Annotated in this window: 12 protein-coding genes and 2 tRNA genes; 6 read left to right on the top strand and 8 right to left on the bottom strand. The window is 74.0% G+C overall.

Features of this window, described 5'->3' with window-relative positions; all coding sequences use genetic code 11:
• The first annotated feature begins 49 nt into the window (after nucleotides 1-49).
• Nucleotides 50-2,257, top strand: coding sequence for an elongation factor G-like protein EF-G2 (locus tag ACF1ED_RS18240; RefSeq protein ID WP_391761896.1), 2,208 nt, complete (start codon nucleotides 50-52; stop codon nucleotides 2,255-2,257).
• A gap of 176 nt (nucleotides 2,258-2,433) precedes the next feature.
• Nucleotides 2,434-4,092, top strand: coding sequence for a hypothetical protein (locus ACF1ED_RS18235; RefSeq protein WP_391761554.1), 1,659 nt, complete (start codon nucleotides 2,434-2,436; stop codon nucleotides 4,090-4,092).
• A gap of 50 nt (nucleotides 4,093-4,142) precedes the next feature.
• Here ACF1ED_RS18235 and ACF1ED_RS18230 read toward each other — a convergent pair whose 3' ends face one another.
• Entirely contained in the window at nucleotides 4,143-4,706 is a 564-nt protein-coding gene (locus ACF1ED_RS18230) for an HIT family protein (RefSeq protein WP_391761552.1), read from the bottom strand.
• 65 nt (nucleotides 4,707-4,771) lie between these two features.
• Between ACF1ED_RS18230 and ACF1ED_RS18225 the strand changes: the two genes are divergently transcribed.
• Nucleotides 4,772-5,473: a potassium channel family protein gene (locus ACF1ED_RS18225; protein WP_391761550.1), complete on the top strand. Its 702-nt coding sequence runs from the start codon at nucleotides 4,772-4,774 to the stop codon at nucleotides 5,471-5,473.
• Between the two features lie 24 nt (nucleotides 5,474-5,497).
• Here ACF1ED_RS18225 and thrS read toward each other — a convergent pair whose 3' ends face one another.
• The 3 genes from thrS to ACF1ED_RS18210 all read right to left on the bottom strand — a co-directional run bounded on the left by thrS (nucleotide 5,498) and on the right by ACF1ED_RS18210 (nucleotide 9,453).
• Nucleotides 5,498-7,474 (bottom strand): threonine--tRNA ligase, encoded by a 1,977-nt coding sequence (gene thrS, locus ACF1ED_RS18220; RefSeq protein WP_391761548.1) that lies wholly within the window; start codon nucleotides 7,472-7,474, stop codon nucleotides 5,498-5,500.
• Between the two features lie 111 nt (nucleotides 7,475-7,585).
• Nucleotides 7,586-8,887: a hypothetical protein gene (locus tag ACF1ED_RS18215; RefSeq protein WP_391761546.1), complete on the bottom strand. Its 1,302-nt coding sequence runs from the start codon at nucleotides 8,885-8,887 to the stop codon at nucleotides 7,586-7,588.
• The gene (locus ACF1ED_RS18210; protein ID WP_391761544.1) at nucleotides 8,887-9,453 is read right to left on the bottom strand and encodes a DUF4365 domain-containing protein; all 567 of its coding nucleotides are present in this window, start codon (nucleotides 9,451-9,453) and stop codon (nucleotides 8,887-8,889) included. Before ACF1ED_RS18210 ends, ACF1ED_RS18215 begins: the two co-directional genes overlap by 1 nt.
• 122 nt (nucleotides 9,454-9,575) lie before the next feature.
• On the opposite strand from ACF1ED_RS18210, the gene ACF1ED_RS18205 reads away from it, so the two are divergent.
• The gene (locus ACF1ED_RS18205) at nucleotides 9,576-10,304 is read left to right on the top strand and encodes a 3'-5' exonuclease (protein WP_391761542.1); all 729 of its coding nucleotides are present in this window, start codon (nucleotides 9,576-9,578) and stop codon (nucleotides 10,302-10,304) included.
• Between the two features lie 59 nt (nucleotides 10,305-10,363).
• On the opposite strand, the gene ACF1ED_RS18200 is transcribed toward ACF1ED_RS18205, so the two are convergent.
• Nucleotides 10,364-10,435: transfer RNA gene (locus ACF1ED_RS18200), tRNA-Val, on the bottom strand.
• Between the two features lie 45 nt (nucleotides 10,436-10,480).
• Nucleotides 10,481-10,927 carry an SRPBCC family protein gene (locus ACF1ED_RS18195; protein WP_391761540.1) on the bottom strand — a complete coding sequence of 149 codons (447 nt, stop codon included), beginning with the start codon at nucleotides 10,925-10,927 and terminating at the stop codon, nucleotides 10,481-10,483.
• An 80-nt stretch (nucleotides 10,928-11,007) separates the two neighbouring features.
• Between ACF1ED_RS18195 and ACF1ED_RS18190 the strand changes: the two genes are divergently transcribed.
• A complete protein-coding gene (locus tag ACF1ED_RS18190) occupies nucleotides 11,008-13,446 on the top strand; it encodes an SCO7613 C-terminal domain-containing membrane protein (protein WP_391761538.1) in 2,439 nt (812 codons plus the stop codon).
• 62 nt (nucleotides 13,447-13,508) lie between these two features.
• Here ACF1ED_RS18190 and ACF1ED_RS18185 read toward each other — a convergent pair.
• Together ACF1ED_RS18185 and ACF1ED_RS18180 are read right to left on the bottom strand one after the other, a co-directional pair.
• A tRNA-Val gene (locus tag ACF1ED_RS18185) sits at nucleotides 13,509-13,583 on the bottom strand.
• A 54-nt stretch (nucleotides 13,584-13,637) separates the two neighbouring features.
• The gene (locus tag ACF1ED_RS18180; protein WP_391761536.1) at nucleotides 13,638-14,060 is read right to left on the bottom strand and encodes a TIGR02611 family protein; all 423 of its coding nucleotides are present in this window, start codon (nucleotides 14,058-14,060) and stop codon (nucleotides 13,638-13,640) included.
• 189 nt (nucleotides 14,061-14,249) lie between these two features.
• Here ACF1ED_RS18180 and ACF1ED_RS18175 point away from each other — a divergent pair, with 189 nt between their 5' ends.
• Nucleotides 14,250-14,663: an SsgA family sporulation/cell division regulator gene (locus tag ACF1ED_RS18175; RefSeq protein ID WP_030493555.1), complete on the top strand. Its 414-nt coding sequence runs from the start codon at nucleotides 14,250-14,252 to the stop codon at nucleotides 14,661-14,663.
• Nucleotides 14,664-14,682 lie beyond the last annotated feature (19 nt).

The following is a 14,682-nucleotide window of genomic DNA, read 5'->3' as shown; positions in this document are numbered from 1 at the left end:
GCTCCCCCGCGCCCGCTCCCCCTCACCGCCGCACAGCCGGGAGGACACCATGGGCGACAAGGCGCACACCCCCGCCGGAGCCGCCGGCAGGGCACCGACGGCCGACCGGCCCTCGGAGATACGGAACGTGGTGCTGGTCGGCCACAGCGGAGCGGGCAAGACGACGCTCGTCGAGGCGCTCGCGCAGACCGCCGGGGCGCTGACCCGGCCCGGCCGGGTCGAGGACGGGGCGACCGTCTCCGACCACGACGAGATCGAGCACCGCCGGCACCGCTCCGTCCAGCTCTCCCTCGTCCCGGTCGGCTGGGACGGTTTCAAGATCAACCTGCTCGACACCCCCGGATACGCCGACTTCGTCGGAGAGCTGAGGGCCGGTCTGCGCGCCGCGGACGCGGCCCTCTTCGTCGTCTCGGCCGCCCAGGAGGCCGACGCCGTCGCCGCCTCCACCCGGATGGTCTGGGAGGAGTGCGCGGCCGTCGGCATGCCCCGCGCCATCGTCGTCACCCACCTCGACACCGCCCGCACCGGCTTCGACGAGCTGACCGGGGTCTGCGCCGGACTCTTCGGCCACGACGACCCCGACGCCGTGCTCCCCCTCTACCTGCCGGTGCACGGCCCCGAGGGCTCCGACGGGCACGCCCCCGCGACCGGCCTGATCGGCCTCCTCTCGGAGCGGGTCCACGACTACTCCACGGGCGAGCGCGCCGAGCGGGAGCCCGGCGACGCGGAGCGGGAGACGATCGCCCCGGCGAGGGCCCGGCTCATCGAGGGGATCATCGCGGAGAGCGAGGACGAGACCCTCATGGACCGCTACCTGAGCGGCGAGGAGATCGACCTGGGAACCCTCGTCGGCGACCTGGAGAAGGCGGTCGCACGGGGCGGCTTCCACCCCGTGCTCGCCGCCGCCCCCGCCGCCGGGGGCGGCGGACAGGGCCTCGGCACGGTCGAGGTCCTGGAGCTGATCACCCGCGGCTTCCCCTCCCCGCTGGAGCACGAGCCGCCGGCCGTCACCACCCCCTCGGGCGAGCCCCGGCCGCCACTGGCCTGCGACCCCGACGGGCCGCTGGTCGCCGAGGTCGTGAAGACCGCCGCCGACCCCTACCAGGGGCGGATCTCCCTCGTCCGGGTCTTCTCCGGCACACTGCGCCCCGACGAGACCGTGCACGTCTCCGGGCACGGCCTGGCCGACCGGGGCCACGAGGACCACGACGCCGACGAACGGGTCGGCGCCCTCACCTCCCCCTTCGGCAGGCAGCAGCGGCCGATGGCGCACTGCGTCGCCGGGGACCTCGCCTGCGTGGCCCGGCTCGGGCACGCCGAGACCGGCGACACCCTCTCCGCCAAGGACGACCCGCTCCTGATCGCGCCCTGGACCATGCCCGAACCGCTGCTGCCGCTCGCCGTGGAGGCGCACGGCAAGGCCGACGAGGACCGGCTCTCGCAGGGCCTGGCCAAGCTGGTCGCCGAGGACCCGACCCTCCGCCTCGAACAGAACCAGGACACCGGCCAGGTCGTGCTGTGGTGCCTGGGCGAGGCCCACCAGGACGTCGTCCTGGAGCGGCTGCGCGGCCGCTACGGCGTGCGCGTCGACGCCGTCCCGTACCGGGTGCCGCTGCGCGAGACCTTCGGCGCCCCCGCCTCCGGCCGCGGCCGGCACGTCAAACAGTCCGGCGGGCACGGGCAGTTCGCGATCTGCGAGATCGACGTCGAACCGCTGCCGCCGGGCAGCGGCGTCGAGTTCGTCGACAAGGTGGTCGGCGGCGCGGTCCCCCGCCCCTTCATCGGCTCCGTCGAGAAGGGCGTACGGGCCCAGGCCGCGCGGGGCGTCGCCGCCGGGCACCCGCTGGTCGACGTCCGGGTCACCCTCAAGGACGGCAAGGCCCACTCGGTGGACTCCTCCGACGCCGCCTTCCAGACGGCCGGGGCGCTCGCGCTGCGCGAGGCGGCGGCCGGGGCTCCGGTCCACCTCCTGGAGCCGGTCGCGGAGGTGCGGGTGCTCGTCCCCGACGAGTACGTGGGCGCGGTGATGGGCGACCTGTCGGGGCGGCGCGGCCGGGTGGTCGGCACCGACCAGGCGGGCCCGGGCCGGACGGTGGTCAGGGCCGAGGTCCCCGAGATCGAGATCGGGCGGTACGCGATCGACCTGCGGTCCGTCTCGCACGGCACGGGCCGCTTCGACCGCAGTTACGCCCGGCACGAACCGATGCCCCCTCAGCTCGCCGAACGCCTCCGCGAACAGGCCGGAAAGCGCTCCTAGTTGACGCGCCGACAGCGGTTCGCGTCCGCCCGGCCGCGACCGGGCGGACGGGTTCCGGCCCCGGTTGTCCACAGCCCGTGACGCATACCACGCCGCCCGGTTACGCTGTGGTGCCGCGTGCGGCAGGCGTCGCCGGGCACGGCAGTCGGGATCGGCCCGCACGGGTACTCGCGGTGATGGGGGCGGAAGTGGCGATCGACGGTTTCGGACCGGGGGCACAGGTCCCCCTCCAGGGCGGCAGCGGCCTGACCGGGGCGACGAACGCGCTGGCCTCGGCCGCGTACCGGGACAGCCCCCTGGAGACCATCCAGGAAGCCGACAACGAGCACTACAAGACCGGGGTCAAGAAGGGGAAGTGGGAGAAGCTGTTCCGCCCCGACCTCGGCGAGGCGTTCTCCCGCGCCGTGCAGGTCCGGATGCTCGGCGGCGGCCGCAAGGCCCTCATCCAGTCCTTCGGCGCCGAGCCCCAGCCGATCGTCGAGCACTGCCTGGCCGCCACCCACATCCGCCGGCAGCGCGACATCAAGCTCACCCTGGTCACCTTCTTCTGCGGCGTGCTGTTCCTGCCCGGCCTGCTGCTCTGGCTGGGCCTCATCCACCTGCGCCGCATCGCCGCCGGCTCGGAGAACAAGCGGTCCAGCGTCCTCGGCACCGTCCTGCTCTGGGCGTTCGGCATCGTCGTCGTGCTCATCCTCCTCAAGCTCCCCTTCGACGGCCTGCTGACCAACTACCTGCGGGCGATGATGGTCGCCCCGGTCATCGGCTGGTACCTCGCGGGCCGGATCTGCCTCAACACCGCCGTGGACCTCCGCGAGCGCTGGACCGGTCTGCTCAGCGGCGGCGGGGTCGGCGCCCACGTGCCCAAGTCCGTCCCCACCGACCCGGGCGAGAAGTCCGCCGAGGAGCTGCGGCTCAACCTGGAGAAGCTCTCCGCCGAGCAGCAGTCCAACGTGGTCTTCTACGCCGGGCCCAAGGGCATCCTCGGCCTCGGCACCCGCTGGGGCAGCTGGACGCTGGCCGAGGAGCTGGTCCCGGTGGCCGGCCTGGAGATGCACGACTTCCGCGCCTGGGACCTGGTCCGCAAGATCCACGACCAGCTCACCCTGCTGGAGCGCGGCTCCCTCAAGAGCGGCTTCCCCAAGCCGACCGTGAAGCACTGGATCGTCTCCCCCGTGGGCGAGGGGGCCGACGAGGTCAGCCGCCCCGAGGGCGACAACATCGTCCACTACCAGGTCAAGCCGCACGAGATACAGCGGATCTGCAACGAGCAGCAGTTCGGCGCCGGCAACCGCCACTACCTGGGCGTCCAGTTCACCCTCTGGGACGGGAACGTGGTGCTGACCATGATGGTCACCGTCACCTCGCTCCACCACACCCTGCGCATCGAGGTCACCGGCCACGCCCTCGGCCCCGTCCACGGCCTCTTCACCACCAAGCCCAAGGCGAAGACCAAGGAGGTCTCCAAGTCCGTCCGCTTCTGGGAGACCAAGGAGATCGCGCAGCCGCTGCTCCTCGCCGACGACATCGTCCGGCTCGCCGTCCGCGCCCCGCTCACCTGGTACCCGCCGGTCCTGGACTTCCTCGGCGGCAAGATGAGCCTGCCCGAGCCCTTCGGCCTGCGGCACGTGTGGGCCGGGCCGCTCTGGAAGAACCGCTTCATGGCCGACGACGCCATCCGCATGGCCACGCCGGTGCTGCGCGCCGTCCACACCGCGACGATCCGCTTCCTCGACGAGCACAACGTCGACACCGAGCGCTTCACCAACCGCTCCCTCGTCCTCGGCGGGGGCGTGCAGGACCCCGGCCCGAAGAAGGCCGACGTCTACGACGCGTGACGCCGTACGGCCCCGGGGCGCGCGCCCCGGGGCCGTACGGAGACGACGGCTCAGACCGTGGCCGGCCAGGCGTCGGCCAGCATCTTCCGGGTGTCGGCCAGGAGCTGCGGCAGCACCTTGGTGTGACCGACGACCGGCATGAAGTTGGTGTCCCCGCCCCAGCGCGGCACCACGTGCTGGTGCAGGTGCGCGGCGATCCCGGCGCCCGCGACGGCGCCCTGGTTCATGCCGATGTTGAAGCCGTGGGCACCCGAGGCCGCCCGCAGCGCGATCATCGCCCGCTTGGTGAAGTCGGCCAGCTCGGCCGTCTCCGCCGCGTCCAGGTCCGTGTAGTCGGCGACGTGCCGGTACGGGACGACCATCAGGTGCCCGCCGTTGTACGGGTACAGGTTGAGGACCGCGTACACGCTTCCGCCGCGGGCGATCACCAGCCCGTCCTCGTCCGACTTCGCCGGGATCGAGCAGAACGGACAGCCGTCGTCGGCCCCCGGCCCGGTCGGCTTGTTCTCCCCCTGGATGTACGCCATCCGGTGAGGCGTCCACAGGCGCTGGAACGCGTCCGGCGCCCCCACTCCGATCTGCTGTTCCGGCTCAGTCGTCATGCTGTGCAGCATATGGCGTCGCCCGTTCGGAACGTGTCGGCGGGGCGCGGGAAGCCGCCCCGGGTGATCCTGATCCGATGAGCGAAAGGCCCCCGAAACCGCCCCGGCAGGAACGCTGGGACCACCGCATGGAGCTGCCGCTCGCCGTGGCCTCCGCCGCCTACCTCGCCGGGTACGCGGTCCGGGTCCTCGCCCGCGACCACCTCCCCCGGCTCGGGGTGGACCTCTGCGTCGGGGTGGTCCTCGGAGCCTGGGCGGTCTTCATCGCCGACTACGCGGTACGGCTCCGGCTCAGCGGCCAGCGCCCGCTCCGCTTCGTCCGCACCCACCTCCTGGACACGGTCGTCCTGGTCCTGCCGCTGCTGCGCCCGGTCCGGATGGTGACCCTCTACGACCGGGTCCAGCGGCGCCGGGACCAGCCGCGGCTCAGCCTCTACGCCCGGGTCATGGTCTACTCCGGCCTCTCGGTCTCCCTGCTCGGCTTCGCCGCCGCGCTCACCGTCTACCACCACGAGGTGGACGCCCCCGGCGCCTCGATCGTCACCTTCGGCGACTCGGTCTGGTGGGCCTGCGCCACCCTGGCGACGGTCGGCTACGGCGACGTGACCCCGGTGACCCCCATCGGCCGGGTGGTCGCGGTCGGCCTGATGGCCTGCGGCCTGGCCCTGCTGGGCGCGGTGACGGGCTCCTTCTCGTCCTGGCTGATCCAGGCGTTCACCAGGGAGGACGAGAAGCCGGGGAACGGCGAAGGCCCCCGGGGGGATCCCCCGGGGGCCTGAATCCCCGCTCGCGCGGGGACCACGTCACACCTGGACGCGGCGCTCCACCACGTCGACGAGCTTGGCCAGCGCCTCGTCCCGCGGGATGCCGTTCTCCTGCGAGCCGTCGCGGTAGCGGAAGGAGACCGTGCCGGCGTTCATGTCGTCGTCGCCGACGATGATCATGAACGGCACCTTCTGGCGCTGCTGGTTGCGGATCTTCTTCTGCATGCGGTCCGAGGAGGAGTCCACCTCGACCCGCAGGCCCTTCTTCTTCGCGTCGGCGGCGAACTCCTGCAGGTAGTCCACGTGCGTGTCGCCGATCGGGATGCCGACCGCCTGCACCGGGGCCAGCCACGGCGGCATGGCGCCCGCGTAGTGCTCCAGGAGCACCGCGAAGAAGCGCTCGATGGAACCGAACAGGGCGCGGTGGATCATGACCGGGCGCTGCTTGGTGCCGTCCGGGGCGGTGTACTCCAGGTTGAAGCGCTCCGGCAGGTTGAAGTCGAGCTGGACGGTCGACATCTGCCAGGTGCGGCCGATGGCGTCCCGCGCCTGCACCGAGATCTTCGGGCCGTAGAAGGCGGCGCCGCCCGGGTCGGGGGTGAGCGGCAGGCCCTGCTTCTCGGCGACCTGCTGGAGGACGGCGGTGGCCTCCTCCCACACCTCGTCGGAGCCGACGAACTTCTCCGGGTCCTTGGTGGACAGCTCCAGGTAGAAGTCGTTCAGACCGTAGTCGCGGAGCAGGTCGAGCACGAAGGTGAGGGTGCGGTCCAGCTCCTCGGCCATCTGCTCGCGGGTGCAGTAGATGTGCGCGTCGTCCTGGGTGAAGCCCCGGGCCCGGGTCAGGCCGTGCACGACGCCGGACTTCTCGTACCGGTACACGGTGCCGAACTCGAACAGGCGCAGCGGCAGCTCACGGTAGGAGCGTCCGCGCGCGTCGAAGATCAGGTTGTGCATCGGGCAGTTCATGGGCTTGAGGTAGTAGTCGGTACCACCGTCGAGCTGCATGGGGGGGTACATGCCCTCCGCGTACCAGTCCAGGTGGCCGCTCTTCTCGAAGAGGGCGCCCTTGGTGGCGTGCGGCGAGTAGACGAACTCGTACCCGTGCTCCTCGTGCTTCTTGCGCGAGTAGTCCTCCATGACCCGGCGGATGATGCCGCCCTTGGGGTGGAAGACGGCGAGCCCGGAGCCGATCTCGTCCGGGATGGAGAAGAGGTCGAGCTCGTTGCCCAGCTTGCGGTGGTCGCGCTTCTCGGCCTCGGCGAGGAAGTCGAGGTGCGCCTTCAGCTCGTCCTTCGACGGCCAGGCGGTGCCGTAGATGCGCTGGAGCATCGGGTTCTTCTCGCTGCCGCGCCAGTAGGCGGCCGCGTTCCGCATCAGCTTGAACGCCGGGATGTTCCGGGTGGTGGGCAGGTGCGGACCGCGGCAGAGGTCCTTCCAGCACAGCTCGCCGGTCTTGGCGTCGAGGTTGTCGTAGATGGTCAGCTCGCCGCCGCCCACCTCGACGTTCGCGCCGTCGTCGGTCGACGCGGAGCCCTTGATGCCGATGAGCTCCAGCTTGTACGGCTCGTCGGCGAGCTCCTCGCGGGCGGCCTCGTCGGTGACGACGCGGCGGGAGAAGCGCTGGCCGCGCTTCTGGATCTCCTGCATCTTCTTCTCGACGGCCTTGAGGTCCTCGGGCGTGAACGGCTTCTCGACGTCGAAGTCGTAGTAGAAGCCGTCACGGACCGGCGGGCCGATGCCCAGCTTGGCCTCGGGGAAGAGCTCCTGCACGGCCTGCGCCATCACGTGCGCGGTCGAGTGGCGCAGGATGTTCAGGCCGTCCTCGGAGGAGATCTCGACGCCCTCGACGACGTCACCGTCGACGAGCTCGTACGAGAGGTCCTTCAGCTCGCCCGCGACACGGGCGGCGATGACGGTGCGGTCGTCGGCGAACAGGGCGCCGGCCGTGGTGCCCGCGCTCACCGTCCTCTCCTCGGGTCCTGAGGCGGTCGGGACGGTCACACGGACTTCGGACACGGGTACTCCATGCATCGGGGCGCTGGCAGACACGAGGTGCCGGCGCCGGCGGCGCGCGGCAGAGACGAGGTGCCGCGTCCCCTCGATCTTACGGGCCCGGCCGCGCCCCGCTCACCGCTCCTCCTCCGGCCCGCACGCCTCCTCGAAGAAGTCCGCGTCCCCGTCGGCCCCCTGGAGGGACTTCATCAGCCGGTCCCGCTCCGCCTCGTCCACCTGCACCGGGACCACCCCGGAGGCGCCGGTGAGGCGGCGGAAGCCGCCGCGGCTCTCCAGCCGGCCGACGACCCGGATGGGAAGGCCGACGAGATGGGCGTGGCCGGCGGTGCGGTACGCCTCCTCGTCCAGGGTGACCCGGACGTGGCCGACGTCCGCGCCGCCGAGGACGCGGAGCTTGACCCGGCCCTCGCCGCGCGGCCCGGAGCGGCGCATCCGGACGACGGCACCGGTGAGGCGCACCGGGACGGAGGGCTCGTCCGTGAGGTAGCGGGCGCTCGCCTCGCGCAGCGCGGGCAGGTCGCCGGGCGAGAACTCGACGGGCTCGGGCCGGGCCGCGCAGCCTTCGGGGACGCCCGCGGCCGGTGCCCACGCGAGGGCGACGCGGGCGCCTTCGGTCCCCCGGACGAGGGCGACGAGCGCCTCGGTGAGCTCACGGCTCACACCGGCCCCGACGGCGGAGTCGAAGGCCTCCATGCCGCCGGTGGCGCGCTGGTAGTCGACGGCCTCGCGGGCGGCGTGCAGGGCGTGGTGGAGCCGCACGGCCACGGGCCGGCCGGGCGGGACGGGCAGGAAGGCGGTGAGGGCGCGGCCGCCGGGGTCGGTGCCGACGACGACGGGTTCGAGGGCGGCCCGGGCGGCGGCCCGGTGCCGGGAGCCGTGGTAGCCGGCCCGGCCGCGCACGGCGAGGGCGCCGGCGAGGAGGATCTTGCGGGCGGCGGAGCGCAGCTGCTCCTGGACGGGCCAGGGCACGGTGCCGGCCGGGCCCGGGGGCACCTCGCGCCACCAGCGGATCTCGTCGCTGGGGACGGCGAGGCCGGTGAGGACCTCGCGGGCGGAGGGCGTGGCGCTGCGGGCGAGGGCGGTGAGGGCCTCGCCGATCAGGTCCTCGCAGTCGGGGAAGGCGAGGGTGTCGGGGACGAGCAGGCTGGTGCCGCCGCTTCCCGGCCGGCTCCCGGGCGGGGTCCAGCGGCCGTAGCGGCCGGCGGCCCCGCCCCGGCGCTGCCAGCCGTGGCGGGCGAGGAGGGCGCCGAGGACGCGAGGGTCGACCCGGCCGGGGTCGGGCACGCCGTCGCCCGGCGCCCCCCGGCCGCCGGTGTCGGCGGGGGGCACCGGGTGGGGCCGGCAGGGCGGTGGGACGGGGCCGCGGCCGGCCCCGTCCCCCGCGCCGTGTCCGGGTTCGTCGATCGGTCGGTGCATCAGGGTCTCCCTCCCCGGCCGACCCGGGTCATGATCTCGCAGAGCGCCCGGTCGTCGAAGATCCGTGCCGTGGGGACGCGCACGGTGGTCCGGCGGCGTCCGGTGACCGGGTGCCCGGCCAGGTTCATCCAGTAGCAGCAGTGCCGCAGGTCGAGCCGGTCGTGGCTCGACCTCAGCCAGTCCTCCGGGTCTCTCGGGACGATCATCACGACCAGGATCTTGTGCACCGCCACGGGGGTCCGGGCCAGTTTCACCAGGTGGTCGTTGTCGAGGGTGAAGGGGAAGGTGTTTCCCGCCGGGCGTGCCGGCAGCTGGTAGGTGCACTTGAGCTGCACCTTGATGGTGACCTCGTCGTCGACGGTGTGTCCGGGCGAGCCGTGGCTCACGTGCCAGTCGACGCCGTTGTCCGGGAAGGGCTGCGCGAGCGAGCAGCCCGCCGCGGCGGCGACGGCGTGCAGGTATCCCACCTGGAGGGTCTCCATGCAGGCGGTGGTGGCGAGTGAACCGCGGGCCGGGGCCGCCCGCTGGGGCGGCAGTCCTCCCGACTCGGGCTGGGCGAGCGCCATGTGAACGTCCTTCCCCCGTCACCTGTGTTGTGACCGGTCCGCGTACGGCGCAAACAGTCCGGGTATCACCGCTTCGGGGCAGGGGGTTGGCCATCTGCCGCGCGGGTGCGAGGAGTTCGGGTATGACGACGAACTGGTACGAAGGGCCCCTGGCCGCTTTCGACACGGAGACCACCGGAGTGGACGTCGAGCAGGACCGGATCGTGTCCGCCGCGCTCGTCGTCCAGGACGCGGCCGGGGCGCGGCCCCGGGTGAGCCGCTGGCTGGTCAACCCGGGCATACCGGTGCCGGAAGGGGCCACGGCGGTGCACGGGCTGACGGACGATCACCTCCAGCGGAACGGGCGGTGGCCGTCGCCCGTCATGGAGGAGCTGGGGCGCGCCCTGGCGGAGCAGAACGCGGCGGGCCGGCCGCTGGTGGTGATGAACGCGCCGTTCGACCTCACCATCCTGGACCGGGAGCTGAGGCGCCATCGGGCGTCGACGCTGGGCCGGTACCTGGAGCACACCTCGCTGTGCGTGCTCGACCCGCGGGTCCTGGACAAGCACCTGGACCGGTACCGCAAGGGCCGCCGGACGCTGACGGACCTGTGCGCGCACTACGAGGTGGAGCTGGAGGGGGCGCACGACGCGGCGGCGGACGCCACGGCGGCGCTGGAGGTGGTGCGGGCGGTGGGGCGGCGGTTCGCGTCCCGGCTGGAGCGGCTGTCGCCCGCGGAGCTGCACACCCTCCAGGCGGTGTGGCACGCGGCGCAGGCGCGGGGCCTCCAGGCGTGGTTCGCGCGGCAGGGGACGCCGGAGCTGGTGGATCCGGCGTGGCCGCTCCGTCCGGAGCTGCGCAAGGCGGCGTGAGGAGCGGGCCGGAAAAGGCTGAGGCCGGTCCGTCGTGATGACGGACCGGCCTCTCCCGGTGGGCGATACTGGGATCGAACCAGTGACCCCTTCGGTGTGAACGAAGTGCTCTCCCGCTGAGCTAATCGCCCGGGAACGGGTTGAACCATACAGGGATTCCGGTCCGGGCTCCAAATTCATCGCGCGCGCAGGTGCGCGGCGAGCCCCCGTCTGCCGCCGCGCATCATCAGCGCGTGGTTGGCGCGGAAGAAGGGGCGGCCGGGGACGGCGAGGAGGCGCAGCAGCCGGGCCCTGACCTCCACCTCCTGCTCGTACAGGGCGCGGGTGCCGGTGCCGTCGGCGGTGAGGGTCCAGCGGGCCCAGCCCTCCAGGTCGCCGTCGAGCCGGACCTCCAGGACGCCGGCCGCCGGGTCGTGGCGCAGGGCGCGGACGGTGACCTCGATGTCGTACGGGAGCAGGGAGCGGAAGCGGGCGGTGCCGCTGGTGTCGTCGCGGGGGGCGACGGCGCGGACCTGGGGCCACCAGAGGGGGTAGTCCTCGGCGCGGGCGAGGGCGGCGTAGACCCGGTCGGGCGGGGCGGGGAGCCGCCAGACGCTGCGGAAGCGGTACCGGCACCAGTCCATGGGTCCAGTGTGGGTACTCGGGCCGGATCTGAGTAGCAGCGCGCATTCCCCGCGCGGGGGCGCGGCGCGACACTCCGGGCATGGACATGAACCCGCCCCCCGTCGAGGAGCTGCGGCGCGTCGACGCCGAGCTGGCCCGGCTCGACGCGCGCCGTGCCGAGCTGCTGGCCCGGCGGGCCTGGCTGCTGGGCGTGCTGTACGCGCCGTCCGGCCGGCCGGCCGCTCCGCCGTTCCCGGGGGCCGTGGCGCCCGCGGAGACCTCGCCGCGCGGCGCGCAGAACGTGCTGCTGACGCTGGGCGGGACCCTGCTGGCCATCGCCGCCCTCGCGTTCACGCTGGTGAGCTGGGGTTCGATGGGCATCGCGGGGCGCTCGGCGGTGCTGCTCGCGGTGACCTCGGCCGCGCTGGCGGCGCCGGCGGCGCTGCTGCGCCGGGGGCTGGCGTCGACGGCGGAGGCGGTGGGCGCGCTGGGTCTGGTCCTGACGGTCCTCGACGCGTACGCCCTGCACCGGGTGGCGCTGCCGGGGGCGGACGGGCTCGGCTACACGGCGGCGGCCTCGGCGGTCCTGGCGGGCGTGTGGGCCGGGTACGGCGGGCTGCTGCGGGGGCCGCGGCTGCCGCTGCCCGCCGCGGTGGCGGCCGCGCAGCTGCCGCTGCCGCTGGGCGCGCTGGCGGCCGGCGGCGGTCCGGCGGTCGTGGCGTGGGCGGCGGCGGTGACGGCGGCGGCGGACGTGCTGGTGCTCGGCCGCCCGCTGCGGGGCGAGGTGCGGATCACGGCGGGGGTGTCGGCGGGCGTGCTGGCGGCCTGGGCGCTGCTGACCGGCGCCGGTCTGTCGCTGACCGACCCGTGGACGGGCGCTCCGCTGCTGCTGAGCTGCGCCGCGCTGTGCCTGTACGCGGCCCGGGCGGCCCGTCCGGCGGCTTCGGCGCTCGCGCTGGTGGCCGGCCTGGCGGCGGTGGCGGCCGTGGCCGGGCCGCCGCGGGCCGCACTGGCGTCGGAGTGGGCGGTGCCGGTGTACGTGGTCTGCGGGCTGGCCCTGGCGGCGCTGTGGCGCCCGGTCCGCGCCGGGTGGATCCCCGAGGCGGTACGGGGCGGGTTCGGGCTCGCCGGGGGCGCGGTCGCGGCCCTGGGCGTGCTGTGGGCGCTGCCGCCGGTGCTGGCCGGGCTGCTGGGGCCGGCCGCCCGGAGCGGGGGGATCTGGTCCGGGTCGCACGCGGCGCAGCCGTTGGCGGACTGGCCGGCGACGGCGGTCCTGGTGCTGCTGCTCGGCGCGGTCGCGGCGGCGACGGCGGGAGGGCCGTGGGGGCGGTGGGGCTCGGTGGCGCTCGGGTGGTCGCTGCTGATGGCGCTGCCGGTCGTGCTGGAGCTGCCCTACGCGGCGGGGATCGCCGTCCGGCTGGTGGCGACGGCCGGGGCGCTCGGGCTCGCGGTGCGGCCCGGTGGGCCCGCCCACGACCGGCCCGGGCGGGCACCGGAGCCCGCGCCCGCGCCGGAGCGCCCGGAAGGCGCCTGGGGCGCGTCCTGGACGGCGATGACCGCAGCGCCGGTGGTCCCGGTGGCGCCGGGCGCGCTGCTCGCGTGGACGGGGCTGGCGGCCGGGACGGCCTCGGCGGTGTCGGCGCTGCTCCTGGCGCTGGACGTGCGGGCGGCGACCTTCGGGGTGCTGGGCGTGCTGCTGGCGCTGTTCACGGCGGCGGCGGTGCTCGGCGGCGGGGCGGTCCGCGGGACGGCGGCCGGGGCGGCGGTGCTCGCGGCGGCGGGTCTGGTGGGCGCCGGGGCCGCGGCAGCCGGGCTGTCCGCGGCCGCGGCGGGGCTGGTGCTGCTGCTCGTGCCGGCGGGCACGGCGGCGCTGGCGGTCCGGGCCCGGTCGGCCGCGGCTGAGCTGACGGGGGTGGCGGTGGGCGCCCTGGCGCTGGCGCTCACGGTGCCGCGTCCGGCGGTGCTCGCCCTGGCGCTGGCGCTGGGCGGGGTGATCGCGGCGGCGACGGCGCTGCGGGCGGAGCGGCGTCCGGCCGCCTCGTGGACGGCGGGCGCGCTGTTCCTGGCCGCGGCCTGGGTGCGGCTGGCGGTCTGGGGCGTGACGGTGCCGGAGGCGTACACGCTGCCGGTGACGGTGCCGGCGCTGGTGGTGGGCTTCCTGCGGCGGCGCCGGGACCGGGAGGCCTCGTCCTGGGCCGCGTACGGCCCGGGGCTCGCGGTGACGCTGGTGCCGGGCCTGGCGGCGGTGTGGTCGGACCCGTACGGGACGCGTCCGCTGCTGCTGGGGGCGGGGGCGCTGGCGGTGACGCTGCTCGGGGCGCGGTTCCGGCTCCAGGCGCCGCTGGTGCTGGGCGGGACGGCGCTGGTCCTGGTGGGGGCGCACGAGCTGGCGCCGTACGTGGTGCAGCTGGTCGGCGCGCTGCCGCGCTGGTTGCCGCCGGCGGCCGCGGGCCTGCTGCTGCTCGCCGTGGGGGCGACGTACGAGCGGCGGCTGCGCGAGGCGCGGATGCTGCGCGAGCGGCTGGCCCGGATGCGGTGAGCCGGGGCCGGGACGCGCCGAGGGCCCGGAGACGGTGATCGTCTCCAGGCCCTCGGACCGGGTGGTGGGCGATACTGGGATCGAACCAGTGACCCCTTCGGTGTGAACGAAGTGCTCTCCCGCTGAGCTAATCGCCCCGGCGCACCGCAAACATTACCGCATGTCAGCGGGGCTTCCGAACCGTCCCCGGGTCATTCGTCGATCTTCCAGGGCATGACGATGCCGAACTTCCAGAGGTACCAGCCGAGCAGCGCGGCGATGATCACCAGGCCGATGACGGTGAGGGTGATGTTGCGGCGCCGGACCTTGGGGTCGAGGGCGCGCTGCGCGGCCTCGGTGACCTTGCGCTTGGTCCAGCGGAGCACGATCTGTGCCCAGACGAACTCGGTCGCCCAGATCGCCATGCCGGCGAAGATGACGAGCCAGCCGGGTCCGGGGAAGACGAGCATCAGGATGCCCGCTCCGATCACGGCGAGTCCGACGATGAAGACGCCGACCTGCCAGCTCAGGTGCAGGCCCCGGCGGGCCTTGATGAACTCCGGGGCGCGGGATCCCAGTTCGGCCTGCTCGGCGGGCTGGGGCTCGGGCGCACGCTCGTCACTCTCCGCATTCATGGGGCCAATTTACCCGACTCACCAGCCCCACCGGTATGGCGGTATTACCCAAAGTTACATACCGCCGTCCGAGCTACCTGAACGACCACAAAAACGACAGAGGGGTTTACAACGGCACCGGAGGTGGCATGTCGATTTCGCCGACGTGCGAATCCCCGAGCGCACACTGAGCGAAAGGCCCTGGCGCTTATGAACACCGTGGTGAGCTGCGAGCTGCACCTGCGCCTCGTTGTGTCGAGCGAGTCCTCACTGCCTGTACCCGCGGGCCTGCGGTATGACACGGCGGATCCGTACGCCGTGCACGCCACCTTCCACACCGGAGCCGAGGAGACGGTCGAGTGGGTCTTCGCCCGCGACCTTCTCGCCGAGGGGCTGCACCGGCCCACCGGCACGGGCGACGTCCGAGTCTGGCCTTCCCGTAGCCACGGCCAGGGAGTCGTCTGCATCGCGTTGAGCTCGCCCGAGGGCGAGGCCCTGCTCGAGGCCCCTGCGCGGGCCCTGGAGTCGTTCCTCAAGCGGACCGACGCCGCGGTGCCACCGGGCACCGAGCACCGGCACTTCGACCTCGATACCGAGCTGTCCCACATCCTGGCCGACAGCTGAGCCAGGGCACCAGACCGCA

The organism is Streptomyces sp. NPDC014656, from assembly GCF_043084305.1.
GTDB lineage: Bacteria > Actinomycetota > Actinomycetes > Streptomycetales > Streptomycetaceae > Streptomyces.
The sequence above is the reverse complement of the archived record's forward strand: the minus strand, read 5'-3'. Positions and strand labels throughout refer to the sequence as shown.

Bases quoted from the DNA above. Each gene is read 5' to 3' on its own strand.
- ACF1ED_RS18195 (WP_391761540.1), bottom strand. From the start codon at position 10,927: ATGGACTGGTGCCGGTACCGCTTCCGCAGCGTCTGGCGGCTCCCCGCC.
- ACF1ED_RS18175 (WP_030493555.1), top strand. From the start codon at position 14,250: ATGAACACCGTGGTGAGCTGCGAGCTGCACCTGCGCCTCGTTGTGTCG.
- ACF1ED_RS18205 (WP_391761542.1), top strand. From the start codon at position 9,576: ATGACGACGAACTGGTACGAAGGGCCCCTGGCCGCTTTCGACACGGAG.
- ACF1ED_RS18190 (WP_391761538.1), top strand. From the start codon at position 11,008: ATGGACATGAACCCGCCCCCCGTCGAGGAGCTGCGGCGCGTCGACGCC.
- ACF1ED_RS18210 (WP_391761544.1), bottom strand. From the start codon at position 9,453: ATGGCGCTCGCCCAGCCCGAGTCGGGAGGACTGCCGCCCCAGCGGGCG.
- ACF1ED_RS18240 (WP_391761896.1), top strand. From the start codon at position 50: ATGGGCGACAAGGCGCACACCCCCGCCGGAGCCGCCGGCAGGGCACCG.
- ACF1ED_RS18235 (WP_391761554.1), top strand. From the start codon at position 2,434: ATGGGGGCGGAAGTGGCGATCGACGGTTTCGGACCGGGGGCACAGGTC.
- ACF1ED_RS18225 (WP_391761550.1), top strand. From the start codon at position 4,772: ATGAGCGAAAGGCCCCCGAAACCGCCCCGGCAGGAACGCTGGGACCAC.
- ACF1ED_RS18180 (WP_391761536.1), bottom strand. From the start codon at position 14,060: ATGAATGCGGAGAGTGACGAGCGTGCGCCCGAGCCCCAGCCCGCCGAG.
- ACF1ED_RS18215 (WP_391761546.1), bottom strand. From the start codon at position 8,887: ATGCACCGACCGATCGACGAACCCGGACACGGCGCGGGGGACGGGGCC.
- ACF1ED_RS18230 (WP_391761552.1), bottom strand. From the start codon at position 4,706: ATGCTGCACAGCATGACGACTGAGCCGGAACAGCAGATCGGAGTGGGG.